The organism is Peribacillus sp. 05N428, from assembly GCF_056397085.1.
Genome location: NZ_JBFTMS010000022.1, coordinates 59,333 through 83,703 on the forward strand (window position 1 = coordinate 59,333; position 24,371 = coordinate 83,703).

A 24,371-nucleotide genomic window follows, 5' to 3' on the forward strand; every position below is an offset into this window, starting at 1 on the left:
TATGGAGGGAACCAATGAATACACTACAGTCAGTTGAAGAAATCAAACAAATTCAAGAAGGAAACATTTTAATGCCCCAAGGGTTCAAAGCGTCGGGTGTCCATGCAGGATTACGCTATTCTAAAAAGGACGTTGGCATCATTTTTACCGATGTCCCAGCCTCAGCCGCGGCCGTTTATACACAAAATGTCGTTCAAGCCGCTCCAATCAATGTAACGAAAGACAGTATTGCCGTTACTGGAAAACTTCACGGCATTGTAGTGAATAGTGCTTGTGCGAATGCTTGTACAGGTGAACAAGGTTTAAAAGATGCAAATGAAATGAGGAAGCTTGCGGCTCAAAAGTTCGGTTTGGAGGACCATTCATTTGCAGTGGCTTCAACGGGAGTCATAGGGGAATTCATGGAAATGGAAAAAGTAAGAAACGGCATAGAGGCATTACAGCCAGAAAATACACCTGAAGCTGCTGAAGCTTTCGGTACCGCCATTTTAACAACGGATATTGTAACGAAGAGTTGTGGTTATGAAACAATCATCGACGGTAAAACCGTGAAAATGGGCGGTGCTGCAAAGGGTTCGGGAATGATTCATCCAAACATGGCCACAATGCTAGGTTTCATTACGACGGATGCCGTCATTGAACCGCATGATTTACAGCAAGCATTATCCTCGATTACCAATGATACATTCAATCAAATCACGGTTGACGGCGACTGTTCAACGAACGACATGGTGTTGGTGCTCGCGAATGGAGAAGCGAACAATGAACCTTTGACACCTGACCATCCAGAATGGTCCATTTTCCTGGAATTATTAAAACAAACTTCCGAAAACCTCGCCAAACAAATTGCGAAAGATGGAGAAGGTGCGACTAAACTGATAGAAGTGAATGTTCATGGCATGCATACGAAACAAGATTCACAGATGATGGCGAAGACGATCGTCGGTTCAAATCTTGTGAAAACGGCAGCTTTTGGAGCGGATGCAAACTGGGGACGAATCATAGCTGCAATGGGAAGAAGCGGAGTGAGATTCAATCCGGATCAAACAACGATCGTTTTTGGTGATATCGTCGTACTTAAAGACGGTGAGCCGATTATGTTTTCTGAGGAAGAAGCCAAAGCATACTTGGAAAATGAAAGTATCATCATTCATGTTTATTTGAAAGATGGTAATGAATCAGGCACGGCATGGGGCTGCGATTTAACCTATGATTATGTGAAAATAAACGGAAGCTATCGTTCGTAAGAGGTGAAAAGTATGAACATATTAGTCATAAAGTGCGGCGGCAGCATCATTAATGAGTTATCGGAGTCGTTTTTCAATAGTATTAAAGAGTTACAAAACCGGGGATACCATATTGTCTTTGTGCATGGGGGCGGCCCTGATATAAATTCAATGCTTGAAAAATTTGAAATTGAACCAGTATTTGAAGATGGGTTAAGAAAAACGACCACAGAAGTGCTGGAAATTGTGGAACTTATGCTGGCAGGCAAATCGAACCGCAGCCTCGTTCATAAATTGGAAGCCCATGGCATCAAGGCAGTCGGTTTAAATGGCTCGGACGGCGGAATTCTCACAGGTGAGTATATCGATGAACAGAAACTTGGGGCTGTTGGTGAAATACAACAAGTCAATACGGAATTATTCGGGCTTTTATTCGAAAAAGGCTATTGTCCGGTATTGACGCCCATTTCATCTACCGAAGAAGGCAATAAATTAAATGTGAATGCCGATATGGCTGCCGGGTCTGTAGCTAAGGCACTATCGGCTGATATGTGTTTATTTGTGACCGATGTTCAGGGGGTCTTGAAGAATGGGCAGATCATTGAGAAATTGAATGAAACGGAAACGAAGAATTTGATCATGGATGGAAGTATACATGGCGGAATGATCCCGAAAGTCAATACAGCCTTGTCGGTGCTGAATAAAGGGATTGAAGAAGTGATGATCGTTAGTGGGAAAGATCATTTTTATCAAGGCGGACAATTCATCGGTACAAAATTTCTTCAGGAAGAAGGGGTATTTCAATGAGTTCTTTATTTCCTACATACGCTAGGTGGGACATTGAGCCAAGAAAAGCGTCAGGATCGAAGATTACGAGTGAAACAGGTAAAGAGTATCTGGATTTCACATCCGGAATCGGAGTTTTGAATCTTGGACATTGTCATGAGAAGGTAAAAATGGCCGTGGCGGAACAACTTAATAAATATTGGCATGTATCGAACATGTTTCAAAGTTCCATACAGGAACGGACAGCAAAAATGCTGGCTGATGCCTCTGGTTTAAGTCAGGTGTTCTTTGCCAACAGCGGTGCCGAGGCGAATGAGGCAGCCATCAAACTAGCACGTAAAGCTACCGGGAAAAGCAAAATTGTCACTTGTCAGCAGTCTTTCCACGGCCGTACTTTTGCAACGATGGCGGCAACGGGACAGGAAAAAATCAAGACTGGTTTCGGACCGATGCTAGCTTCGTTCGAATATGTTCCATTTAATGATCATGATGCCATGAAAGCAGCCATCGATGAAAATACGGCAGCTGTAATGATTGAAATCGTGCAAGGTGAAGGCGGCATCCATGTTGTACAGCAATCATATCTGGACGCGATTCAAACTAAATGCCAAGAACACGGAGCTCTCCTTATCATAGATGAAATTCAGACTGGGATAGGACGTACAGGAAAGCCATTTGCATTCCAGCATTTCAATATCCTGCCGGACATCATCACTTCGGCAAAGGGGTTGGGAAATGGCCTGCCAATCGGGGCGATGATTGGGAAGGAAGAGTTGTCTGTATTCTTTGACCCTGGAAGTCATGGATCCACTTTTGGAGGGAATCCAGTTAGTGTCTCAGCAGCCGAAGCTGTATTAAAGGAAATTTTTCAATCAGGGTTTTTAAAAGAAACCGTTAAAAAGGCGGAATACCTTGAGAGCGAATTGGCAAAAGCATTGAATGGCATCGAAGAAGTGAAAGAGATTCGCGGTCTGGGAATGATGGTCGGAATTGAATGTAAACAAGATGTTCAGGTGTTTTTAATGGAATTGCAAGAAGAGGGCTTACTTGTATTGAGTGCAGGTCCTAAAGTACTTCGTTTACTTCCATCCCTGACTGTTTCCGAATCGGAGATCGATACGGCGATAAATAAAATTAAAAAAGTATTGGCAATAAAACAAACTGTCTAAATTTATTGAATTTTTATAGAATAAAATGAATAATTATGCTATTGTATATATAAATATACATCATCTAAAGAGGTGAAGATCATGAAAAGCTATCTATATTTAGAGAATGGTTCCGTCTTTGAAGGGGAACTGCTGACTAAATCGACTGAAAAAACAATCACTGGAGAGATTGTCTTTTTTACAGGAATGACCGGATATCAAGAAGTGTTGACAGATCCTTCATATAAGGACCAGATTGTCATCTTCACATACCCACTAATCGGAAATTACGGAATCAATGAACATGATTTTGAAAGTAAAAAGCCGCATGTTGCCGGTGTGATTGTATATGAAGGAAATATGAGCCATTCCCATTATCAGGCTAAATATTCAATTGGTGAATATTTAGACAAGTGGAACATTCCTCTTTTAAGCCATGTGGACACAAGAGCGGTCGTTAAAAATATAAGACAGGAAGGTTCCATGCAGGCAGTCATCACAGCTGAAGAAAAATACACTGTCGTACCCAGCCTGAATGGTTTATCAGCCCATGTAGCTGAGGTATCCACAAAGGTTGTCGAGAGATTTGGTGGAGGCGACAAGCACGTTGTGATGATGGATTTCGGCTATAAAAAATCAATCCTGGATTCATTGGTCGCTCAAGGCTGCCGAGTCTCTGTCGTACCATTCGATACGGAATTCGAGCAAATCAAGGACTTGAAGCCAGATGGTATTTTGCTTTCAAATGGGCCTGGGGATCCAAAACAGCTTGAATACCTTTTAGGAAACATAAAAAAGATCATTACGAGTTTTCCCACGATGGGCATCTGCCTCGGTCATCAATTAACGGCCCTTGCCTTAGGTGGAAATACAAAAAAAATGCTGTTTGGACATCGCGGTGCGAATCAGCCCGTGGTCGATTTGAAAACGAAAAAGGTGTATATGAGTTCGCAGAATCATAGTTACGAGGTTGATGAACCGAGCTTGCAAGGAACATCGCTTCAAGTGAGATTCAGAAACGTGAATGATAACACGGTTGAGGGACTCATGCATGAAGACTTGCCAATCTTCACTACCCAGTACCACCCAGAGGCAAATCCAGGACCTATCGAGAGTTCATTACTATTCAAAGACTTTTTACAAATGATAAATGATTATAGCGGGAGAGAAAAAGCTTATGCCTAAGGACGACACGATACAGACCATTTTAGTGATTGGTTCGGGGCCGATTGTCATCGGGCAGGCCGCCGAATTCGATTATGCAGGTACACAGGCCTGCCTCGCTTTAAAGGAAGAAGGATATAAAGTCATACTGGTCAATAACAATCCGGCAACAATCATGACTGATGATATGAATGCGGATGCTGTTTATTTCGAACCTTTAACGGTTGATGTACTGGAAAAGATCATCTCCAAAGAAAAGCCGGATGGCCTGCTCGCTACATTAGGCGGTCAAACAGGATTGAACCTAGCTTATCAGTTGGATGATGCTGGAATACTTGAAAAATATAAGGTCAAATTATTGGGAACTCCGATCGATTCTATCAAAAAAGGGGAGGATCGTGAGCTGTTCCGTGAGTTGATGTTTGAAATAGGTGAACCCGTTCCCGATAGTACGATTGTCCATACTCTTGAAGAAGCGCTGGCTTTTGCCGACAAAATCGGTTTCCCCATCATCGTTCGTCCCGCATATACACTCGGCGGAACTGGCGGTGGTATTGCCGATTCACTGGAGACCTTTAAGGAACTTGTACGGGGCGGACTGCAAGAAAGCCCAATTACACAATGCTTGATTGAAAGAAGTATAGCTGGTTTTAAGGAAGTCGAATATGAGGTTATGCGAGATGGCAACAATACGTGCATCACTATCTGTAATATGGAAAATATCGATCCGGTAGGGATCCATACAGGTGATTCGATCGTCGTGGCACCATCACAGACTTTATCGGACGATGAGTTTCAGATGCTGCGTGCCGCATCCATTAAAATCATCTCTGCTTTAGGGATTATAGGCGGCTGTAACATTCAATTTGCACTTGATCCGAATAGCAAGCAATATTATTTAATAGAAGTGAACCCGCGCGTCAGCCGTTCATCGGCACTAGCTTCAAAAGCAACAGGTTATCCCATTGCCCGCATAGCGGCAAAGCTCGCTGTCGGCTACGATTTATCGGAGCTCATCAATCCTGTAACGAAAAGCACATATTCAAGTTTCGAACCTGCGCTTGACTATGTAGCGGTGAAGTTCCCGAGGTGGCCATTCGATAAATTCACGACCGCCGACCGCAAATTGGGAACACAGATGAAGGCAACTGGTGAAGTCATGGCTTTACACCGCAGCTTTGAGGGTGGAGTCCAAAAGGCCGTCGATTCTTTGGAATTGAAAACGATTGGGCTGCAGCTATCATCACTGAAAAATAAAACCATTCCTGAACTTTGGGGAAAGCTTGCCGAAAAATCGGATGAACGAATCTTTGTCATTTTTGAAATGCTTAGAAAAGGCGTGACGATTGAAGAAATCCATGAAGCGACAGCCATAGATTATTTCTTCCTTAAATCCTTTGCTTCATTGATCCAAAGCGAAATGGAGATTGAAGCTAAGGCAATCGATCAGGTAACAAGGGAAGAACTTCAGTCATACAAGGAAAAGGGCTTTTCAGACCGCTATCTTGCTTCCGTATGGAAAGTAAATGAGATGGAAGTGAGAGCACACAGGAAATCACTGGGTGTTACGGCGGTTTACAAAACGGTTGATACATGTGCAGCCGAGTTCGAATCACATACAAACTATCACTATTCAACATATTTTGGTGAGAACGAACAGCAAAAAACGGATAAAAAGAAAGTCTTGATGATTGGCAGCGGCCCGATCCGCATCGGTCAGGGAATAGAATTTGATTATTGTTCAGTTCACGGTGTTTATGCACTCCAGGATGAAAATGTTGAAACGATCATGATCAATAATAATCCGGAAACGGTAAGCACGGATTTTGCGACAGCAGATCGCCTTTATTTCGAACCGTTGACCCTTGAATATGTTCTTAATGTAATAGAAGCGGAAGACATAAAAGATGTTATCGTCCAGTTTGGCGGGCAGACTGCGATAAACCTTGCTAAAGGCCTGGAAGAATACGGGGTCAATTTGTTGGGGACATCCTTCGATACGCTTGATCAATTAGAAGATCGTGATCGTTTTTATCAGCTTCTTCAAAAACTGGATATCCCCCATGTACCAGGTTCAATGGCTAATGGAGAAGAACAATTAATTTCCCGGGCAGAGGCCATCGGCTTTCCGGTACTCTTACGCCCATCCTATGTAATTGGCGGCCAGGGAATGGAAATCATCCGCTCCAAGGAAAGCTTGTTGAATAGAATGGCTAATGGAACGGCACTAATCTATCCCGTGTTGATCGATTCCTATATTCCAGGGAAGGAAGCCGAAATCGATTTGATTGCTGATGGAAATGATGTTTATATTCCCATCATTGCCGAACATATAGAAAAAGCAGGCGTCCATTCAGGAGATAGCATGGCTTTATTGCCAGCTCAATCCTTAACGGATGATATTAAAGATAAAATGACCCTTTATGCTAAAAAACTAGTTAGTGAACTTGGTTATAAAGGTCTTATGAACATCCAATTCGTGATCGAGGGAAATAGTGTATACGTATTGGAAGTGAATCCTCGTGCAAGTCGAACAATTCCAATCATCAGTAAAGTGACCGATGTGGCCTTAGTGCAAATAGCGACAAAAATATTGCTTGGGAAATATTCATTGTCGAATGCGTTCGAAAAAACAGGCTTAATGGATGAAATTCCATATGCAGTTGTCAAATATCCCGTATTCTCTACTTTTGCACTAAGCGGACTTGATTCGAAGGTAGGTCCGGAAATGAAATCAACAGGTGAAGGAATCGCCATCGGGGAAACGGTAAATGAAGCGTTGACAAAAGTGTTCCATGCTCAAAAAGCTAATCATACCACAGGCGTTTATCAATCAGAATCAGTTCAATTAAGTGAAGACCTGTTAGTGCAAATCAAAGAAGCAGGTTTGACATTGGGGAATTCAGATTTTGATAAATGGTTAAATGAAGGAAATGCGGCGGTCGTTTTGGCATATGGAACAACGGAGGAAGATAAGCAGCTAAGGTTACTTGCAGCGAAATACCGACTGCTTGCTTTTACGGAAGAAGAGACGTTCAAGGCCTATCTGCAATCGGTGGATAATGCTGATCCAGGGGTTACCTCGCTTCAGGAATGGCTTGTACCATATACGAAAGGAGTGTCACACGTATGAGTTCAATGACGGCACCGACACAAGCGAAGATTTTAAATGGAAAAGATTTTTTGACCATGAAAGAGTCCACACCAACGGCAATTGCAGATTTGTTAAAGCTAGCGCAGACCATTAAAGGCAAATTGCAAGCAGGTGAAGAATATACGCCTTTAAAAGGGAAAACACTGGGGATGATCTTTGAAAAATCGTCTACCCGTACCCGTGTCTCTTTTGAAGTGGGCATGATGCAGCTTGGCGGGCACGCTTTGTTCCTAAGTGGCAATGACTTGCAAATTGGACGTGGTGAAACGATTTCCGATACTGCAAAAGTCCTTTCTGAATACATTGATGGCATCATGATTCGTACCTTCGAGCATGACAAAATCCTGGAATTGTCAGAAAATGCTTCTATCCCAGTCATCAATGGGTTAACAGATCTTGCACATCCTTGTCAGGTACTTGCAGACTTCTTGACGATCATCGAGATAAAAGGGCAGTTAAAAGGCTTGAAGATGAGTTATATCGGTGATGGCAATAATGTTGCGAATTCATTGATGGTAGGCTGTGCAAAAATGGGAATGGATTTTTCCATTGGGTGTCCTGACGCCTACAAACCTGATGAAAAGGTCGTCGCCTATGCTAAAAAAGTGGCAGAAGAGACTGGCAGTGAAATTTTGGTGACAACCTCAGCTTCGGAGGCCATAAAAGATGCGGATATCGTCTATTCGGATGTTTGGACTTCCATGGGGCAGGAAATCGAGAATGGTATCCGCTTAGAAGCTTTTAAAGATTATCAAATCAATGGTGAGCTAGTAAAACTTGCTAAAGAAGATTATTTATTCATGCATTGCCTGCCTGCACATCGGGAGGAAGAGGTTACGGCTGAAGTCATCGATGGTCCTAATTCCGTCGTTTTCCACCAAGCCGGAAATCGCCTTCATGCCCAAAAGGCGGTCCTGGTGGACTTAATGTCTTAACCAAAAAAGCTTACCTCAGAGATCAGTCACTCAGTTTGTAGAAAAAAAGGTTTCGGAATGGTCTCATTCCGAAACCTTTTTGATTTTATTTGTAGCAGTTAGAAAATAATAACTTGATCAATACTTGGGCGTCCTACCTCTAAAACATATCTTCCATCAAGTTTAAATGAAAAAAGACACCAATTGTTGCCTTCATTTTACGAACCAAAAGGTTCGATGGTACCAGTTGATTTAAAGTAAATCATTTCAAATTGATCTCGCTGAATAGAACCATGTATAGAAAAGCATCCCTATTACCTCGAGTTTTAATCCATTTTTTAAAACAAAAAGGACTGCAGGTAAAAGGATCTATCCTTAATGTTAAAACAAAGTTGATTGGAGTGGGTGTTCGAGATTCCTGCGGGAAAAGCGCGTCCAAAGGAGACCCCGCAGGCGCAATGGCGCGAGTGTCCTACGTTCCAATCGACGGTCAATTTTTAAAAACCTAAAAAGACGTTCTGCTCAGAGAACAGACGCTTTTTAATTAGCCGAATTTCCTGTATGTACCTAATTTTTCTGACATGAAAGGTAGGAACCTGGTAATAATAACAGGGAAAGCATGTAAAGGGGTGAAATCTATGGGGCAAAATCGTCAATTTAAGCCAGGACAGAAGGCACCGAATAATGGGACCTACGTAGAAATCGGTGAAACGGGCAGCACGGTAGTGAATCCGAAAATGGTAAAGCTTGATGCTGGGGATTCTTTTCCTGAAACATCCAATCATAATCGGATATGGACCTATAAGCGGAAGCCATGAAACATCTAAAAGCAGGAAAAAGGAATGGTCGCCATCCTTCTTCCTGCTTTTTTCTATTCAGCGGAATAACCGAATATATTCGAGATTTCCAAACAGCTTTTCCTTAAATAGACGCTTAAAGGATCTTCATAATGATCAGGAATGTTCTCGGTGAACCCAACGGCAGTGATTGCTCCCAACAATTCGGAATTATAATTAAAAACCGGAATGGACATGGAGGAAACGGAAGGTACAAGAGGCTCTTTGGCAAAAGCTATTTTGTATTTCCGAATTTCATCATATTCATTTGTTTCTTTAATGAACGAGCCCGTAACATTACGATCTTTTTCAATCCATTCCGCCGTCAAGGAAGGATCCTGAAATACAGTGAATACCTTTCCGGAAGAGGATGATGGCGGAAGTCGCGTACCTAACTGTGCCCCTATGTTTAAGTTTTGATTGGAATTCCATATTTTTGCAGTGATTGGTCCATCATATGTCCAAACGGAAAAAAGGACCGTGCAGGAAGTATGGTGACTGATTTCCTGTAAATAAGGAGTTATTCTGCTCGTTACATCCTCATTTCCTATCGCTGCCATTCCGTATTGAATCAATTTGCTCCCAAGGTGATACATACCGGTTGTCTTATCGCGATATAGTAACTCCAGTTGAGTCAAAGTATTCAAATACTTATAGAGGTTACTTTTCGTTATCTCCGTTAATTCCTGAATATCAGAGAATCTTAAAGGAGTTCTTTGGGAAGCAAGTAAATCTATGATGCTCATCCCTATTTGTAATGATTGAATCGTCGAACCGGATTTTACGATTTCCATAAATCAATCTCCCTAATCTGTTTTAATTTAGGTCTAGTATATCAGAATATGTAAAATATACATGAAATTCAGCAGAAAAAACCGCCGGATGCTTGAAGCTATCAATATATGTTCCTATTAAATGAATAACGAACTTTTTGATTCCGCAGTACTGATAATGGTGTAGATGATAACATTTGCACAAAAATTTGCAATACTTTCTTGACAATATTGCGAAAATTGAGTTATTATTTATATAAATAGTGAACAATGTTATCTATAAGTGGAATGGATAAGGTGTACAGTCATTCAAATTCTGGTTTGTGAAGCGAATCCAGCAGAATTAGGATGTTGGCATCAAAAGAGGTTTTAAAAAAATCCAGATTAATAAAGGAGAATGAATATGAAATTAGTAACGTTCAGCAGTCAAGGATTTAAACGCATCGGTGCAATTTACCCGGAAAATGTAGTAGTTGACTTGAACTATGCCTATCAAGCGCTACTTGAAAGCGAAGGGAAACTTCGCAGTGAACAAATTGCTGACGCTTATGTCCCTGCAACAATGGAGGAGTTTTTACAGGGAGGAAATGAAAGCCTTTCCATCGCGCAAAAGGCTGCTGACTACGCTATTAGCAATCGTGATTCCTTCAGACATCAATTGGTACATGAAATTGAAAATATAAAGCTTGAGGCCCCTGTCCAAAAGCCAAGCAAAATTATTTGTGTCGGCCATAATTACCGTGAACACATTGCTGAAATGGGCCGTGAACTGCCGCCATTCCCTGTAGTATTCGCAAAGTTCGCCAATACAGTTATCGGTCCCCAGGATGATATACCGTTTTTCCCAATCTCGGAACAACTGGATTATGAAGCGGAATTCGCTTTTGTTGTCGGACAAAGAGCACGTAATGTTTCAAAAGAAGATGCTCTTGATTATGTAGCTGGTTATACAATTGCGAATGATGTCACTTACCGTGATATCCAACGGCGTACACTTGAGTGGCTACAAGGGAAAACGGTTGAAGGAAGTGCTCCGATGGGGCCTTGGTTAGTCACTTCCGATGAACTGTCCGATCCATCGGGCTTGAATGTCCGATTAACGGTAAATGGTGAAGAACGCCAAAAAACGAATACATCCAACTTCGTATTCGATGTGAAGTATCTAGTTGAATTCTTATCGAACTTAATGACTCTTGAACCAGGTGACATCGTACTAACAGGAACACCGGGTGGGGTAGGAGTAGCCCGTGATCCGCAAGTGTTCTTAAAAGATGGTGACGTTGTCAAAATCGAAATCGACAAAATAGGTTATCTTGAAAACCGTGTGAGACGTGTCGGGGAGGGAAAATAAAATGGCTTATCAGGGAATCGGGACATCAATCCAATCAGTGCAACAATCCATCGAGCATATTCTTGAGACAACGGCAAACCTACCGGAAGAAACGATCCGATTTAGACCAGCAGAGGATGAATGGTCAATCATGCAGATACTTTCCCATTTAGCTGAAGCCATTCCTTATTGGTTAGGTGAAGTGGAAACTGTAATAGCGATGCCTGGAGCCGAATGGGGGCGTGGATTGCAAGATCCAGCCCGATTGGCGGCGGTTACCGATACAGACAAACTTGCTGTGGATGATGTCATGAAGCAAGTGGAGGGGCTTAAATATAAAGTGGAGAGCGGTCTCGGGAATTTAGATGAAGAAACACTATCCAAAGAATCGCCACACCGGAATTTCGCTAAATTCGGAAACAAACCAGTTTCCTATATAGTCGATCACTTCATCGATGAGCATGTTTCAGGACATTATGATCAAATTAAGCGAAATCTTTCTAAAATCCAGTGAGGCAAGATAAAAAAGAAAGTAGGGATTAATATGGCTGAAAAATCGGAATACATGAATAGTACAATCGTAAAAGATTTTACAAAGGATATTCAGCAGTATAACCTTGGGCCGCTGTGGGAAGCCATTCCCGCTCTGATGGACCATGAACCTAAACCTCATGCGCATGCTTATTTATGGAAAGAAGAGCTTTTAACAAAAAAATTGATGGAAGCGGCTGAAATCTTCACACCTGACCGAGGCGGGGAGCGCAGGGCGATTTATTTTCAAAACCCTGGCCTTACTTATCGCCAGCCTTGGGGATGGGCTTCAACAACACAAACGCTTTATGCAGCGGTCCAGCTTTTGTTGCCAGGTGAAGTGGCCCCTTCCCACCGTCATTCCCAAAGTGCACTTCGTTTCATTACGAATGGTGAAGGTGCCTACTCCATCGTGCAGGGAGAAAGGATCTTCATGGAAGAAGGAGATTTCTTGATCACGCCTAAAAACTTATGGCATGGTCATGGACATGTTGGGGAAAAACCAATGATTTGGATGGATGCCCTTGATATCCCAACCATCTATTCCATAGGCGGCACTTTCTTTGAACCATATCCAGATCGGATTGAAACGCCTAAACGGCCGGATAATTTTTCAGAGCTCCGTTATCAAGGCGGAATGGTTCGTCCAGTATCCGACCGTTATTCACAAGTGGCACCGCTTGCCAATTACAAATGGAAGGGCACCAAAGCAGCAATAGAAGGATTGATGAATTTCGAACCGGATCCATATGAAGGTTTTGCCGTGGAATATATCAATCCATCAAATGGCCAAACGGCCAATCCGACGATGGGGGCATGGATGCAGAAACTTCCTAAAGGTTTCCATACGAAAGCCCATCGCCATACCCATTCCACGATTTATCAAGTGCACCAAGGATCAGGCTATACGGTCATTAATGGCGTTCGTTTTGACTGGTCCAAGGGAGATTATTTCGTCGTTCCGAATTGGGCATGGCATGAGCACGTTGCAGATGCGGATTCTTACTTATTCTCGGTAAACGACCTACCAATAATGGAAAGATTCGATTTGGAACAGCAACAAGAATTAGACACAAACAATGGGTACCAAAAGGTTGAAAGTGAATTCAAGCCTGTTTTGGTTTGAAAATAATAGGTTTGGAATCTTCAGCTAAGATACTAGTGAATAGATGAATGCCATTCGAATGAAAACGCTTACTGTGGTAGTGGTCCGCAACTTTGGCTTAAAGCAACTAATATAGGGGGAATTGATGATGAACACAGAAAAAAAACCATTCATCGTTATCGGTGGGGGAATTGGCGGATTGGCAACTGCTTTAGGAATCGCAGAAACAAAACAGTATGTAAAAGTCCTAGAACAAGCTCCCGAATTTGGGGAAATTGGTGCAGGGATTCAGCTTGCAGCAAATGCCACCAACGTATTGCAGCGTTTGGGTGTCATGGATAAAATCAATGATATTGCAGTATTTCCAAAAAGATTGGTGCTGATGGACGCCTTTTCCGGAAAAGAGCTTTCCGCTTTGGATTTAGGTGATGTTTATAAAGAAAGATATGGAGCTCCGTATGTTGTTTTGCATCGTTCCGATTTGCATAAAGTATTGGCTGAAGCCTGTGAAAAGAACCCGTATATCGAACTGGTCACGAATCAAACCATTATTGAGACAGTAGAGTATGAAGGTGAAGTGACGGTTACTTCTGCCAACGGGTCCCAACATTCAGGAACTGCTGTCATTGGAGCCGATGGATTATGGTCCAAGGCACGGAAACTTTTTGTGGAAGATCAGCCGGTCTGCTCTCAATATGTTGCATACAGGGGAGCGATCCCGATGGAGGAGGTTACGAGCCATGGGGATTTAGATGATGTATACATGTGGATTGGGCCAGACCTTCATCTTGTTCAATATCCGGTTAGAAGGGGAGAACTTTATAACCAAGTAGTGGTTTTCAAAAGTTCTCAATATACGGAAGAAAACGAAAAAACAGATCAATGGGGAACACCGGAAGAAATGGACCGTGTATTTGCCGGAACTTGTGAGCTTGTTCAGAATGCGATTTCATTCATTCAAAGACAACGCCGCTGGCCGATGTATGACCGTTTACCAATTGATAATTGGACAAAAGGAAGAATTACGCTTATGGGCGATGCGGCACATCCGATGCTTCAATACTTGGCACAAGGCGCTTGCCAGGCTTTAGAAGATGCAGCTTATTTGTCTGATATGCTCCATAAGCATGGGAATGACATTGAACAGGCATTTTTGGAATATCAGGAGGAACGCATTCCACGTACGGCAAATGTTCAAACGAGTGCTAGAATGTGGGGGGAAATCATCCACAATACGACCGATGCAGGCATTCTGCTCCGAGATACGATCCTTGCAGGTCGGACGGATAGGGATTTCCAATTCATCGATGAATTTCATGGTTACAATAAAACGGCCGTGAAAGCATAAACCATTTTGTTTCATCCATAAAGGAATTTATCCATGTTACAAATGGGTCTGCCTTTCTTCTATATGAAGAAAGGCTTTTTCCGTTTATTTTCCAAACTACTGCATTTCTTATAACTTTCCTTTACATAGGGAGAATTAGAAGTATAATGAAAATATAAAGGTCAAAATTGGTCAAACCCAGTGGGGATTCGTTCATGATATAGATGAATGGGAGGTTTCAAGATGGATATTAATAAAATGACGGAGAGAACACAACAGGCATTCACTGGCGGTCAGGAACTAGCCAATGAAAGAGGGAATCCCGAGCTGACGGAGCTTCATTTATTAAAGGCCTTAATGGAACAGGATGAAAGTTTATTAATCAGGATTTTATCGGAATCTGGTAAATCGGTGAATCTTTTTGATATAGTGCTGAATAAGGAATTGGATGGATTACCGGAAGTGAGCGGGGGTGTTTCCCAGGTTTACATGTCATCCTCCCTACAGCAAGTTCTGACGGCTGCCGAAAAGGAAATGCAGATGTGGGAGGATGAATACTTATCTGTCGAGCATATACTGCTTGCGTCTTTGCAAGTCAATAGAACGAATGTAAACAGGCTATTTTCATCATATGGAATTGATTATGATAAAGCAAAACGGGTTATAAGCGATATAAGGGGGAATCAGCGAGTGACTAGTCAAAATCCTGAAAGCACTTATGAAGTACTGAAAAAATACGGCAGAGATCTCGTTGCTGAGGTTAAATCGGGTAAGGTCGATCCAGTAATCGGTCGAGATACGGAAATCCGTAACGTCATACGGATCCTTTCACGGAAAACGAAAAATAATCCTGTATTAATAGGAGAACCTGGAGTAGGTAAAACAGCGATTGTCGAGGGGTTGGCTCAAAGGATCGTCAGGAAGGATGTGCCGGAAGGTTTAAAGGATAAGACCGTTTTTTCACTCGATATAAGTGCACTTGTCGCAGGGGCCAAATTCCGAGGTGAATTTGAGGAACGCCTAAAAGCGGTGTTGAATGAGATCAAGAAGAGTGATGGAAAAATTCTCTTATTCATTGATGAATTGCATACAATTGTCGGTGCAGGAAGAACGGATGGCGCCCTTGATGCCGGAAATATGTTAAAGCCGATGCTTGCGCGCGGTGAGCTGCATTGTATCGGTGCAACGACCCTTGATGAATATCGGCAATATATTGAAAAGGATCCGGCTTTGGAACGCCGTTTCCAACAGGTTCTGGTTCCTGAACCGGATGTTGAAGATACGATTTCAATTTTGCGGGGATTAAAGGAACGGTTTGAAATTCATCATGGCGTCAGGATACATGATCGGGCGATCGTTGCAGCCTCTGTCCTTTCGAACCGATATATAACGGAGCGGTTTTTACCGGATAAAGCGATTGATCTTGTGGATGAAGCATGTGCGATGATCCGCATGGAAATCGACTCCATGCCATCCGAGTTGGATGAAATCACGAGAAAAGTCATGCAACTTGAAATTGAAGAAGCGGCCCTGAAAAATGAAGACGACCCTCAAAGCAAAGCAAGGCTGGAAGTGCTTCAAAAAGAACTATCAGAACTTCAGGATCAAGCGAATAGCATGAAATCCAAGTGGCAAATGGAGAAATCAGCGCTTCAAAAGGTGCAGGACAAACGTGAAGAGCTTGAGAAACTGCGTCATGAACTGGAACAGGCAGAGAATGACTATGACCTTAACCGGGCAGCTGAACTTCGGCATGGAAGGATTCCGCAGCTTCAAAAAGAATTGGAAGCAATGGAAGACGAATTGGAAAAGGAAAAACAGGAATCACGATTGCTTCGCCAGGAAGTGACGGAGGAGGAAATTGCCTCGATTGTGGCAAGGTGGACAGGGATTCCGGTAAGCAAGCTGGTGGAAAGTGAAAGGGAGAAGCTGCTTCGCCTATCAGATATCCTGCATGAACGCGTAATCGGTCAAGGAGAAGCGGTGGAACTCGTATCCGATGCTGTTTTAAGAGCAAGGGCTGGAATAAAAGATCCAAACAGACCAATCGGTTCATTCATTTTTCTTGGGCCGACTGGTGTCGGTAAAACCGAATTGGTAAAAGCTTTGGCAGAAACATTATTCGATAGTGAGGAACATATGATTCGAATTGATATGTCGGAATATATGGAGAAACATTCCGTGTCCCGACTTGTTGGTGCACCTCCCGGTTATGTTGGATTTGAGGAAGGCGGCCAGCTTACGGAGGCTGTAAGGAGAAACCCATACTCAGTCATATTACTGGACGAAATTGAAAAGGCGCATCCTGAAGTCTTCAATATTTTATTGCAAATGTTGGATGATGGAAGAATAACAGACTCCCAAGGCAGGACAATCAACTGTAAAAATACGGTCATCATCATGACTTCCAATATCGGTTCCCATTTCTTATTGCAATCCAACCGGGTGGATGGTGGCATTGAAGAAGAAATAAAAGATCAGGTCTTTAAAGAATTAAGAGGGCATTTCCGTCCGGAGTTTTTGAATCGAGTGGATGACATTGTTTTATTCAAACCTCTGACGAAACATGAAATCGTTGAAATCGTAGATAAAATGGTTCATCAATTACAAGTTAGGTTAACTGAACAAAATATAGTCCTCAACGTCACAGAAGCGGCTAAGGAATTCATTGCGGACCAGGGATATGATCCGGTATATGGAGCTAGACCGCTGAAGCGATTCATCCAAAAGCATCTCGAAACGAAAATCGCCCGTAAAATCATAGCTGGGACTGTTAAGCTTAAAGAAGGAATCACGATTGATTATGACCATGATGAATTGGTCCTTAAATAAAAACGTTAATATGCAGTTTATCCGTATCCAAAGTTCGGTATAACAAAAAGGACATCCTAAAAAGGATGTCCTCTTTTGCTTCTTAATGTTGATGGGAGTCTTTAGCTGGTCCGGCAGGCATGATAGCTGGGATGATACAAATCAGGATAGCAGCAGCTAATCCTAGAATAGTTCCCTGCGCAGCATCGTATGAAACTCCGATCATGGAAGAAACAACATATACAGTCATATGCACTAATAAGAATGTCCAAAAAATTGTCCAAGCATAACGCATCGAATTTCACCTCATTCCACTACATTCATTTTTATCTTACCATAATTAATATACAGTTAAAACGTGTTTTTAATAATAACCTTTAAATAATTCAATACATTAAATCATAAGAGAAATTTTTTGGCAGACAAGCTGGTTCAAAACTTCAAAAGGGAAATCATCGGGGGAATAAAAACAAAAATCGTCCCTGCTTGGTTAATTTAAGATAAGAAGTTAGGCGTTTCCACTGACCCTTTCTATTTTTCGTCATAAATTAATATAGTAGTAGTAATATTCCTTAAAGGAGTTTGAACGATGGAACAACGAACTTTTCAAATTGATGACCAATGGAATATCATCTATTATCCAGAGCGACCCAGTGGTTTTTCCGTAATGGTAATTGGAGACCGTAGTCATTTTGTCGAAAAAGACAGCAGCTTTTGGCTGCAGCATCCAGGCAGGCTGCAGATATTGGAATATTTAAAGGAATACGGATACACGCTATTTTCTTCTAATTTTCACGGGGCCAACTGGGGCAGTCCTAAAGCACTGGACCTTTCCCTTAACCTATATATTCTTTTCATGAAAAAAGAAATAGTCAATCAAAGGGTTCATATATTGGCAGAGGGGACAGGCGCACTACTTGCCCTAAAGCTAATGAATGAACTTGGAAATAAAATTCGGTCTGTCGTATTGATCGATCCGGTTTTTTCCTTGAAAGCACAACTGGAAAAAGAAAAGGAAAATAAGTTCTTCTATAAAAAATGGCTGTCAGAGGTTGCTGCTGCATATGAGCTCGATCCGGCAGAATGTGAACAGCATATCCTGGACACTGAAGATTCAGTTATCGCAGAGAATATCCCCATGAAAGTGATTCAGGTTTTTGGAAGCTTACGGAAAGAGCAAGCCTCCCTTTATCGGCAAATCCAGCTGGCCAGAAAAGCAGACTTGCAGCTGACGTATATATTGCCCGAAAAACGTTATAAAATCCCCTATCAAATACAAAAGTTTTTCAATGAGAATGAAGAGATTTTATGAGAAGAGATATATTTTCACAATAGTTTGCATACGATACAGCATCTAAAAAAACTAGACGTGCCGGGTGAAGTGGGCTTGATGGCATACGAGGAGGCTGTATTTATGCAAACAAACATTGTCATAGGCACTTATCGATTTGTGGGCTTCTATGTGACTCAATATTTTTTGAACCAAGGGAAAGAAGTAATCGGAATCGATTGGGATGATTCCGAAGCAAATCAATATATTATGGAAGAAAAGGAATTTGAAATAGGAAGGAATTCAAATTATATATACTTTCCGATAAATAAACTTAAATTATTGGATATTTCACAGCAGGACACGGTGTTCATCTCTTGTTACGATATTCAAAGCGGCAAAATGGACAAAATCGATTTTCTGATAGGCGAAATCGTTTCCTTCATTGAGAAATTCAAAAATGGCAAGAATGAAACGCCCAATTTCGTTCTTTTCATGCCCATTGAAAAAGATGTCAGTATATTTCATTCCATATTAAGCTCGATTCGTGAAATCGATTCTGCAAAAATCATATTTTTACCGACGATTTATGGACCTTGGCAATCGGAAGGCATGAGCTTTGAAGCTGGAATCAATCAGCTTGGGCAGTCTGATATCAAAGCGGCAATTGCTGCCGAATATACCTTTGATGCTCTCTATATCACTGATTTTGTTAATGCCTTGGAAGCGGTGCTAACCTCAAGTTCCGATAGGGACATCCAATTGTGCAGCTCTATTGATGATCATTGGAATGAATGTGCCAAGCTAATATTTGGTGAAAGCATGGATTCATTCACTCCCCAACAATCAACAACTAAAATCAATAAAGGAACAATATTTGAAGTGCAATGCAAAATGGAACCGGAAGAAGGCATTGCATTACAAAAAAAACATAATAAACGATTAAACTTACTTAAAAAGTGGAGAAAGCGTGATTAAACAAATAATTTCGTTATTGAGAAGAACAAAACGGTATAGTTGCCTCTAATCTATATGTCTTGTACTATAATGTACAAGGATAGGAAGAACATCAAAAGATATCCATGATTTTATATGTGCGCCCTTTACGAAAGGGTCCTGTGGAATTATGATATTATTTGGGCATCACAAATCAATTGATTAATATTCAAAAGATAGGGGGGAAACGCGAATGAGTTCAGATAAAACTCTTGAATTTATGGGAATCGCCATGAAATACTTCCCAGAGGCTAAAGCGAAGCTTGAGGCAAGCGGGATTCCATTTTCAATGGAGATGGCAGAGCCATTCATGGAGCTCTTTAAAAGCGTAATGCAAGAAGCTTATGAGCTTGGCAAACAAGATGCTCAGCGTTAATTAAAGGCAGGCTGTCCCGATAAAGGGCAGCCTTGATTTTTTTTATTCTTTTTTCAAGAACTTGGCGATCAATGGGTTCAGATTGATTTTATCAATGGTCGGTTTGTATTGACTGTACAAGCCCATCAATGTTTCAACGCTCGCCATCAATTGCAAGTAATCAACCTCCGATTCCTCTTGCTCCGGTTCGGGTTTCCTGCCAAACATCAAATTCGAAAAATGATCATCCGGGTTTCTTTCGCGGTTGCGATTGAAGATGTCCATAATGAGTCCTCCTTTGCTCCTTTTATATATAATGTATGTCCCTGAATTTCCCCTGGCATAGGCGCTTGACCGGCTTCCGAAAGAGATTTCTTTAGCTTTTAAAACTGTTAACTCTTGCAAGGAAGTCTTTTTTTATATAAAATTAGTACCAGGTAATAATAGATGATTATAATAACTCATTAAAATATAAGGGGATGGCAAGATGAATGCTGGAATACTAGGGCTTGGCCGCTACTTACCCGACAAAATCGTTACAAATGCGGATTTAGAAAAAATTATGGACACTTCTGACGAGTGGATCCGGACCAGGACGGGTATTGAGGAAAGAAGAATTGCAAATGATGATATTGATACTTCAGATATGGCTTATGAAGCCGCAAAAGCTGCATTGAAAAATGCGGAAATTTCGGCTGAAGAGATAGATATGATTCTTGTGGCTACCGTTACACCTGATCAGTCGTTTCCTTCTGTCGCTTGCATGATTCAAGAGAAATTGGGAGCGATGAAGGCAGCTGCAATGGATGTAAGTGCAGCATGTGCCGGATTTATGTATGCAATGATCACGGCACAGCAGTTTATTAAGACAGGTGCATATAAGCATGTGTTGATTGTCGGTGTTGAAAAACTTTCGAAAGTAACCAATTGGGAAGACCGTAATACTGCTGTCCTTTTTGGTGACGGAGCGGGTGCAGCTGTACTTGGACCTGTATCTGATGGCAAAGGGGTCCTTTCCTTTGAATTAGGCGCAGATGGAACTGGCGGGAAGCACTTATTACAGGAAGGAGATTTCATTCATATGAATGGACGTGAAGTATTTAAATTTGCTGTCCGTCAGATGGGGGAATCCAGCCTGGGTGTATTAGACAAAGCTGGTTTGACAAAGGAAGAGGTGGATCTGCTTGTTCCGCATCAAGCAAACATACGCATAATGGAAGCCTCAAGGGAACGCCTGGGTCTCCCGCTTGAAAAAATGACAAAAACGGTTCATAAATATGGAAATACTTCATCAGCGTCCATTCCAATGGCCCTTGTGGAAGAAATGGAAGCGGGAAGAATCAAGGACAATGACTTAATCGTCATGGTCGGTTTTGGTGGTGGCCTTACATGGGGAGCGATCGCTCTTAGGTGGGGTAAATAAAAGAAGAAACAAATCGTAAGAGCTTTAAAAATAGGAAGGAGCCATTTTCAATGACTAATCGTCGTGTAGTTGTAACAGGTATTGGAGCAATCTCTCCAGTTGGTAATGATGCAGAAACTGGATGGAAGAATATAATCGAGGGGAAATCGGGAATAGGGCCTTTAACTCGTTTGAATGCTGAAGAATATCCCGTTAAAGTGGCTGCTGAAATCAAGGACTTTGATATAGAAACATATATAAATCGTAAAGAAGCACGCAAAATGGACCGTTTTACCCATTATGCAATTGCAGCTTCCGTTATGGCATATAATGATAGCAAGCTGGAAATAACCGATGAAAATGCTGCACGTGTCGGGGTCTGGATCGGTTCGGGTATCGGCGGGCTGGAGACACTTGAAACACAGCATGAAAACTTTTTAAACAGGGGATATAAACGGGTTAGCCCATTTTTCGTTCCAATGATGATACCGGACATGGCAGCCGGCCAGGTTTCTATCTTACTGGGTGCAAAAGGAATCAATTCATGTACGGTAACAGCCTGTGCAACAGGAACAAACTCAATCGGTGATGCGTTTAAAGCCATTCAACGGGGCGATGCCGATGTCATGATTACAGGCGGGGCCGAAGCGCCAATCACAAAAATGTCGGTTGCAGGCTTCTGTGCAAATACGGCTTTATCGACAAATCCTGATCCGCAAACCGCTAGCCGTCCTTTCGATCTTAACCGTGATGGTTTTGTAATAGGTGAAGGAGCTGGAATCATCGTTCTGGAAGACCTTGAACATGCATTGAATAGAGGAGCCAAGATTTATGCTGAAATAGCTGGTTATGGCTCAACAGGAGATGCCTTCCATATTACCGCTCCGGCACCAGGTGGAGAAGGCGGGGCAAGAGCCATGAAAATTGCAATTGAGGATGCAGGTTTGAATCCTGAAGACATCCAATATGTGAATGCCCACGGAACGAGTACGCCATACAATGACAAATACGAAACGATGGCAGTCAAAGAAGTCTTTGGCGACCATGCTAATAAACTTGCGATAAGTTCCACTAAATCAATGACGGGCCATATGTTAGGGGCAGCAGGCGGTGTGGAAGCAATATTCACGATTCAGGCAATCAGGGACAGCATTTTGCCTCCAACCATCAATATTGAAACACCAGACCCTGAGTGTGATTTGGACTATGTCCCGAATCAAGCAAGGAAGGGCGAAATCAATGCAGCCATCAGCAATTCACTTGGATTCGGTGGACATAACGCAACGATTCTTTTCAAGAAATATCAATAAGTTTTGAAGGAAGAGCAGATCTTTTGGGATCTGCTCTTTTTTATGTTGAAGGGAAAAGGGATATATTGTGTCATCCGCCTTCATTAAATCATACGATGGTAAATAGAAGCGGAGGTGTATGGGGAAATGGGAGTCATTTCAACCAATGAATGGATGAGGAAGGATTTCAACCGGCCGATCCTAATGATGGAAAGACTTAAAAGCACTTTCAACGATACCCTTGATGCGGATATGATTTATCATCATTTATTGAAGCATGGCATGTATTCTCCGAATCAAAAAACTAAACTCACATGGGAAGACTTGCAAGAAAACGATGTATGGGAAAAAACACAAAGCTTGTTTACAGCTTATAAGAAGCTATGGGGAGGGCCAGATGTTCCCATATATATTTTCCCGCTCATGTCTACAGGGATGTGGAATAAAAAAGTTGAAACGAAGTCAGGGTTGGCCTTTAAAGATAAACTATTCCTTTTTTACGGAAAGGGGATAGCCGAAAAGGAAATGGAGGCCCTGTTGATTCATGAATACCATCATGTTTGCCGTCTGCATCATTTGAAAAAGGACCAAAAAGAATTCACTCTCCTTGATACGATGATCATGGAAGGACTGGCGGAAAGAACGGTGGGAAAATATTTAGGAACAAAATATTTAGCGAATTGGACTAAGTTATATCAGGAAGATAAACTACGAGAATATTGGAGAAAGCATTTAGAGGAAAAGCACACGATAAAACGTACAGATCCTCTTCATGATGTACTTCTGCTTGGGTCGAAAGGATATCCATATATGCTTGGATACTGTAGTGGCTATTACCTGGTGAAAAATTTTGAAAAACTCTCCGTGAAAAGATCATTCATTATTCAATCTGAAGAATTCTTATCAAAATAGAGCTAATATATACGTTCTTTTTTTCTTAATCTGTTTTCTAGAATAGGAATAAATTGTATGGTTACTGCCTATACTGATTGACAAACAGAAATTTGTTTAAGTGAGGGATGAATGATGCTATATCTTCATGATGTATGGGTTAACTGGTTTGAAGGAGAAGAAAACGGCTATAATATTTGTCATTTTCATGAATGGAGGAAAGATGACGGGATCGAACTACTAGATCAAGTTCCTTTGTTGAAAGTGTCATCAACATTGTTCCACTACATAGAAAACGACTTGTCAGAATTACCTAAGCCATTGCTGAATGATGTTTATCAAAAAGCATATGCAAGGAAAAATCATGAGCGAATTCAGCTTGACTATTGCTTTATCGTGACTGACGGAAATGGAATTTTAGCTGTTGATACGATAGGTTATCATATTCCGATTAGGAAAAGCAGAATAATTCCCCGGCAGGAACAAATTGTTTATGACATGATAGAAAACCATGATGAGATGGATTACACCTTTACTGAAAAACCTACATCTGAGAAAGAATATCATATTTTGTCGCCGTCTCCCTTATTCATGAACGGTTTGACAAGAAAAGAAAGACAGCTTAAGCAATTGCTATTCATGGCCATGGACCAATTATTCACGGCGAAAAACACTGCTGAAATCCGCTATTGGTACACAGAATGGGCCCCTGAGAAATATGAAAGCATTCAAGAAATGGATTTTCAGATAGCTTGGCTTGAGTTATATGAAGAAATGAAGGAAGGCTGGTCAGAGAAGCACCTTCAACTTTGTGAAAATCTTGTGAAGGGGCAGCCTTTTTTTGAAAAGCTTTGGCAAGTGGAGGCTGGCGATAGCCCATCGATTTTATGAACAAAAAAGACGATCCGTTAGGATATGATCTGACCCAATAAAGTTAGACATATAATTTAAGCAGCTTCTAAGACCTGAGTTCGGTATTCTATCGGACTCAGGTCTTTTAATTTTACCTTCATTCGTTTGTGGTTATAGTAATGAATATAATCATCTAATTCCTTTTCAAAGT

23 protein-coding genes are annotated in these 24,371 nt (G+C 41.6%); 19 read left to right on the forward strand and 4 right to left on the reverse strand.

The features are described from left to right. Window positions 1–14: 14 nt before the first annotated feature. The 7 genes from argJ (at window position 15) to AC1DIV_RS19060 (ending at window position 9,210) form a co-directional block, all read left to right on the forward strand. The gene (gene argJ / locus AC1DIV_RS19030; RefSeq protein WP_340875260.1) at window positions 15–1,247 is read left to right on the forward strand and encodes a bifunctional ornithine acetyltransferase/N-acetylglutamate synthase; all 1,233 of its coding nucleotides are present in this window, start codon (window positions 15–17) and stop codon (window positions 1,245–1,247) included. A 12-nt stretch (window positions 1,248–1,259) separates the two neighbouring features. Further along, on the forward strand, window positions 1,260–2,033 hold the full coding sequence (gene argB / locus AC1DIV_RS19035) for an acetylglutamate kinase (RefSeq protein WP_340875262.1): 774 nt from the start codon (window positions 1,260–1,262) through the stop codon (window positions 2,031–2,033). Continuing rightward, window positions 2,030–3,181 (forward strand): acetylornithine transaminase, encoded by a 1,152-nt coding sequence (locus AC1DIV_RS19040; protein ID WP_340875264.1) that lies wholly within the window; start codon window positions 2,030–2,032, stop codon window positions 3,179–3,181. The genes argB and AC1DIV_RS19040 overlap by 4 nt, the downstream gene beginning before the upstream one ends. Window positions 3,182–3,262: 81 nt before the next feature. After that, window positions 3,263–4,345 (forward strand): carbamoyl phosphate synthase small subunit, encoded by a 1,083-nt coding sequence (locus AC1DIV_RS19045; RefSeq protein WP_048686899.1) that lies wholly within the window; start codon window positions 3,263–3,265, stop codon window positions 4,343–4,345. Next, window positions 4,338–7,457 carry a carbamoyl phosphate synthase large subunit gene (locus AC1DIV_RS19050; protein WP_340875266.1) on the forward strand — a complete coding sequence of 1,040 codons (3,120 nt, stop codon included), beginning with the start codon at window positions 4,338–4,340 and terminating at the stop codon, window positions 7,455–7,457. Before AC1DIV_RS19045 ends, AC1DIV_RS19050 begins: the two co-directional genes overlap by 8 nt. Next, window positions 7,454–8,413 (forward strand): ornithine carbamoyltransferase, encoded by a 960-nt coding sequence (gene argF, locus AC1DIV_RS19055; RefSeq protein WP_340875269.1) that lies wholly within the window; start codon window positions 7,454–7,456, stop codon window positions 8,411–8,413. Before AC1DIV_RS19050 ends, argF begins: the two co-directional genes overlap by 4 nt. A 617-nt stretch (window positions 8,414–9,030) precedes the next feature. Beyond that, on the forward strand, window positions 9,031–9,210 hold the full coding sequence (locus AC1DIV_RS19060; RefSeq protein ID WP_034314546.1) for a YjzC family protein: 180 nt from the start codon (window positions 9,031–9,033) through the stop codon (window positions 9,208–9,210). Between the two features lie 53 nt (window positions 9,211–9,263). Here AC1DIV_RS19060 and AC1DIV_RS19065 read toward each other — a convergent pair whose 3' ends face one another. Continuing rightward, window positions 9,264–10,022: an IclR family transcriptional regulator gene (locus tag AC1DIV_RS19065; protein ID WP_340875271.1), complete on the reverse strand. Its 759-nt coding sequence runs from the start codon at window positions 10,020–10,022 to the stop codon at window positions 9,264–9,266. Between the two features lie 382 nt (window positions 10,023–10,404). Here AC1DIV_RS19065 and AC1DIV_RS19070 point away from each other — a divergent pair, with 382 nt between their 5' ends. The 5 genes from AC1DIV_RS19070 (at window position 10,405) to clpB (ending at window position 17,126) form a co-directional block, all read left to right on the forward strand. Beyond that, on the forward strand, window positions 10,405–11,352 hold the full coding sequence (locus tag AC1DIV_RS19070) for a fumarylacetoacetate hydrolase family protein (RefSeq protein ID WP_323597956.1): 948 nt from the start codon (window positions 10,405–10,407) through the stop codon (window positions 11,350–11,352). Between the two features lies 1 nt (window position 11,353). Beyond that, complete coding sequence (locus AC1DIV_RS19075) at window positions 11,354–11,845, forward strand: DinB family protein (RefSeq protein ID WP_340875272.1); 492 nt, start codon at window positions 11,354–11,356, stop codon at window positions 11,843–11,845. Between the two features lie 30 nt (window positions 11,846–11,875). Then, a complete protein-coding gene (locus tag AC1DIV_RS19080) occupies window positions 11,876–12,988 on the forward strand; it encodes a cupin domain-containing protein (protein WP_340875275.1) in 1,113 nt (370 codons plus the stop codon). A 127-nt stretch (window positions 12,989–13,115) separates the two neighbouring features. Further along, window positions 13,116–14,315, forward strand: a complete 1,200-nt coding sequence (locus AC1DIV_RS19085; protein ID WP_477577190.1) for an FAD-dependent monooxygenase — start codon at window positions 13,116–13,118, stop codon at window positions 14,313–14,315. Between the two features lie 222 nt (window positions 14,316–14,537). Next, window positions 14,538–17,126 carry an ATP-dependent chaperone ClpB gene (gene clpB, locus AC1DIV_RS19090; protein ID WP_340875278.1) on the forward strand — a complete coding sequence of 863 codons (2,589 nt, stop codon included), beginning with the start codon at window positions 14,538–14,540 and terminating at the stop codon, window positions 17,124–17,126. Window positions 17,127–17,208: 82 nt separating this feature from the next. On the opposite strand, the gene AC1DIV_RS19095 is transcribed toward clpB, so the two are convergent. Continuing rightward, on the reverse strand, window positions 17,209–17,400 hold the full coding sequence (locus AC1DIV_RS19095) for a YjzD family protein (RefSeq protein ID WP_048686917.1): 192 nt from the start codon (window positions 17,398–17,400) through the stop codon (window positions 17,209–17,211). Window positions 17,401–17,694: 294 nt separating this feature from the next. Between AC1DIV_RS19095 and AC1DIV_RS19100 the strand changes: the two genes are divergently transcribed. The 3 genes from AC1DIV_RS19100 (at window position 17,695) to AC1DIV_RS19110 (ending at window position 19,747) form a co-directional block, all read left to right on the forward strand. Next, entirely contained in the window at window positions 17,695–18,417 is a 723-nt protein-coding gene (locus AC1DIV_RS19100; protein WP_048686919.1) for an alpha/beta fold hydrolase, read from the forward strand. Between the two features lie 102 nt (window positions 18,418–18,519). Then, window positions 18,520–19,353 carry a hypothetical protein gene (locus AC1DIV_RS19105; RefSeq protein ID WP_048686921.1) on the forward strand — a complete coding sequence of 278 codons (834 nt, stop codon included), beginning with the start codon at window positions 18,520–18,522 and terminating at the stop codon, window positions 19,351–19,353. A gap of 211 nt (window positions 19,354–19,564) precedes the next feature. Then, window positions 19,565–19,747 (forward strand): ComZ family protein, encoded by a 183-nt coding sequence (locus AC1DIV_RS19110; RefSeq protein ID WP_034314525.1) that lies wholly within the window; start codon window positions 19,565–19,567, stop codon window positions 19,745–19,747. Window positions 19,748–19,789: 42 nt separating this feature from the next. Here the strand turns inward: AC1DIV_RS19110 and AC1DIV_RS19115 are convergent, their stop codons facing one another. Continuing rightward, on the reverse strand, window positions 19,790–20,011 hold the full coding sequence (locus AC1DIV_RS19115; protein WP_048686923.1) for a hypothetical protein: 222 nt from the start codon (window positions 20,009–20,011) through the stop codon (window positions 19,790–19,792). Between the two features lie 202 nt (window positions 20,012–20,213). Here AC1DIV_RS19115 and AC1DIV_RS19120 point away from each other — a divergent pair, with 202 nt between their 5' ends. From AC1DIV_RS19120 to AC1DIV_RS19135, 4 genes are all read left to right on the forward strand, one after another. Next, window positions 20,214–21,149 (forward strand): beta-ketoacyl-ACP synthase III, encoded by a 936-nt coding sequence (locus AC1DIV_RS19120; protein WP_340875285.1) that lies wholly within the window; start codon window positions 20,214–20,216, stop codon window positions 21,147–21,149. Window positions 21,150–21,199: 50 nt separating this feature from the next. Then, window positions 21,200–22,438 (forward strand): beta-ketoacyl-ACP synthase II, encoded by a 1,239-nt coding sequence (gene fabF / locus AC1DIV_RS19125; protein WP_048686925.1) that lies wholly within the window; start codon window positions 21,200–21,202, stop codon window positions 22,436–22,438. A gap of 126 nt (window positions 22,439–22,564) precedes the next feature. Next, the gene (locus AC1DIV_RS19130) at window positions 22,565–23,329 is read left to right on the forward strand and encodes a DUF2268 domain-containing putative Zn-dependent protease (RefSeq protein WP_340875290.1); all 765 of its coding nucleotides are present in this window, start codon (window positions 22,565–22,567) and stop codon (window positions 23,327–23,329) included. A gap of 114 nt (window positions 23,330–23,443) precedes the next feature. Then, a complete protein-coding gene (locus AC1DIV_RS19135; RefSeq protein WP_034314514.1) occupies window positions 23,444–24,199 on the forward strand; it encodes a YjbA family protein in 756 nt (251 codons plus the stop codon). 56 nt (window positions 24,200–24,255) lie between these two features. Here the strand turns inward: AC1DIV_RS19135 and AC1DIV_RS19140 are convergent. Then, window positions 24,256–24,371, reverse strand: a 116-nt coding sequence (locus AC1DIV_RS19140; protein ID WP_477576969.1) for an IS3 family transposase, incomplete at its 5' end; no start/stop codon positions are given.

Excerpts from the sequence above, each read along its gene's own strand:
- AC1DIV_RS19100 (WP_048686919.1), top strand. The coding sequence starts at position 17,695 with ATGGAACAACGAACTTTTCAAATTGATGACCAATGGAATATCATCTAT.
- argJ (WP_340875260.1), top strand. The coding sequence starts at position 15 with ATGAATACACTACAGTCAGTTGAAGAAATCAAACAAATTCAAGAAGGA.
- AC1DIV_RS19110 (WP_034314525.1), top strand. The coding sequence starts at position 19,565 with ATGAGTTCAGATAAAACTCTTGAATTTATGGGAATCGCCATGAAATAC.
- AC1DIV_RS19105 (WP_048686921.1), top strand. The coding sequence starts at position 18,520 with ATGCAAACAAACATTGTCATAGGCACTTATCGATTTGTGGGCTTCTAT.
- fabF (WP_048686925.1), top strand. The coding sequence starts at position 21,200 with ATGACTAATCGTCGTGTAGTTGTAACAGGTATTGGAGCAATCTCTCCA.
- AC1DIV_RS19075 (WP_340875272.1), top strand. The coding sequence starts at position 11,354 with ATGGCTTATCAGGGAATCGGGACATCAATCCAATCAGTGCAACAATCC.
- AC1DIV_RS19135 (WP_034314514.1), top strand. The coding sequence starts at position 23,444 with ATGCTATATCTTCATGATGTATGGGTTAACTGGTTTGAAGGAGAAGAA.
- argB (WP_340875262.1), top strand. The coding sequence starts at position 1,260 with ATGAACATATTAGTCATAAAGTGCGGCGGCAGCATCATTAATGAGTTA.
- AC1DIV_RS19120 (WP_340875285.1), top strand. The coding sequence starts at position 20,214 with ATGAATGCTGGAATACTAGGGCTTGGCCGCTACTTACCCGACAAAATC.
- AC1DIV_RS19060 (WP_034314546.1), top strand. The coding sequence starts at position 9,031 with ATGGGGCAAAATCGTCAATTTAAGCCAGGACAGAAGGCACCGAATAAT.
- AC1DIV_RS19115 (WP_048686923.1), bottom strand. The coding sequence starts at position 20,011 with ATGGACATCTTCAATCGCAACCGCGAAAGAAACCCGGATGATCATTTT.
- AC1DIV_RS19045 (WP_048686899.1), top strand. The coding sequence starts at position 3,263 with ATGAAAAGCTATCTATATTTAGAGAATGGTTCCGTCTTTGAAGGGGAA.
- AC1DIV_RS19070 (WP_323597956.1), top strand. The coding sequence starts at position 10,405 with ATGAAATTAGTAACGTTCAGCAGTCAAGGATTTAAACGCATCGGTGCA.
- AC1DIV_RS19050 (WP_340875266.1), top strand. The coding sequence starts at position 4,338 with ATGCCTAAGGACGACACGATACAGACCATTTTAGTGATTGGTTCGGGG.
- AC1DIV_RS19085 (WP_477577190.1), top strand. The coding sequence starts at position 13,116 with ATGAACACAGAAAAAAAACCATTCATCGTTATCGGTGGGGGAATTGGC.
- AC1DIV_RS19040 (WP_340875264.1), top strand. The coding sequence starts at position 2,030 with ATGAGTTCTTTATTTCCTACATACGCTAGGTGGGACATTGAGCCAAGA.
- argF (WP_340875269.1), top strand. The coding sequence starts at position 7,454 with ATGAGTTCAATGACGGCACCGACACAAGCGAAGATTTTAAATGGAAAA.
- AC1DIV_RS19080 (WP_340875275.1), top strand. The coding sequence starts at position 11,876 with ATGGCTGAAAAATCGGAATACATGAATAGTACAATCGTAAAAGATTTT.
- AC1DIV_RS19130 (WP_340875290.1), top strand. The coding sequence starts at position 22,565 with ATGGGAGTCATTTCAACCAATGAATGGATGAGGAAGGATTTCAACCGG.
- AC1DIV_RS19095 (WP_048686917.1), bottom strand. The coding sequence starts at position 17,400 with ATGCGTTATGCTTGGACAATTTTTTGGACATTCTTATTAGTGCATATG.
- AC1DIV_RS19065 (WP_340875271.1), bottom strand. The coding sequence starts at position 10,022 with ATGGAAATCGTAAAATCCGGTTCGACGATTCAATCATTACAAATAGGG.
- clpB (WP_340875278.1), top strand. The coding sequence starts at position 14,538 with ATGGATATTAATAAAATGACGGAGAGAACACAACAGGCATTCACTGGC.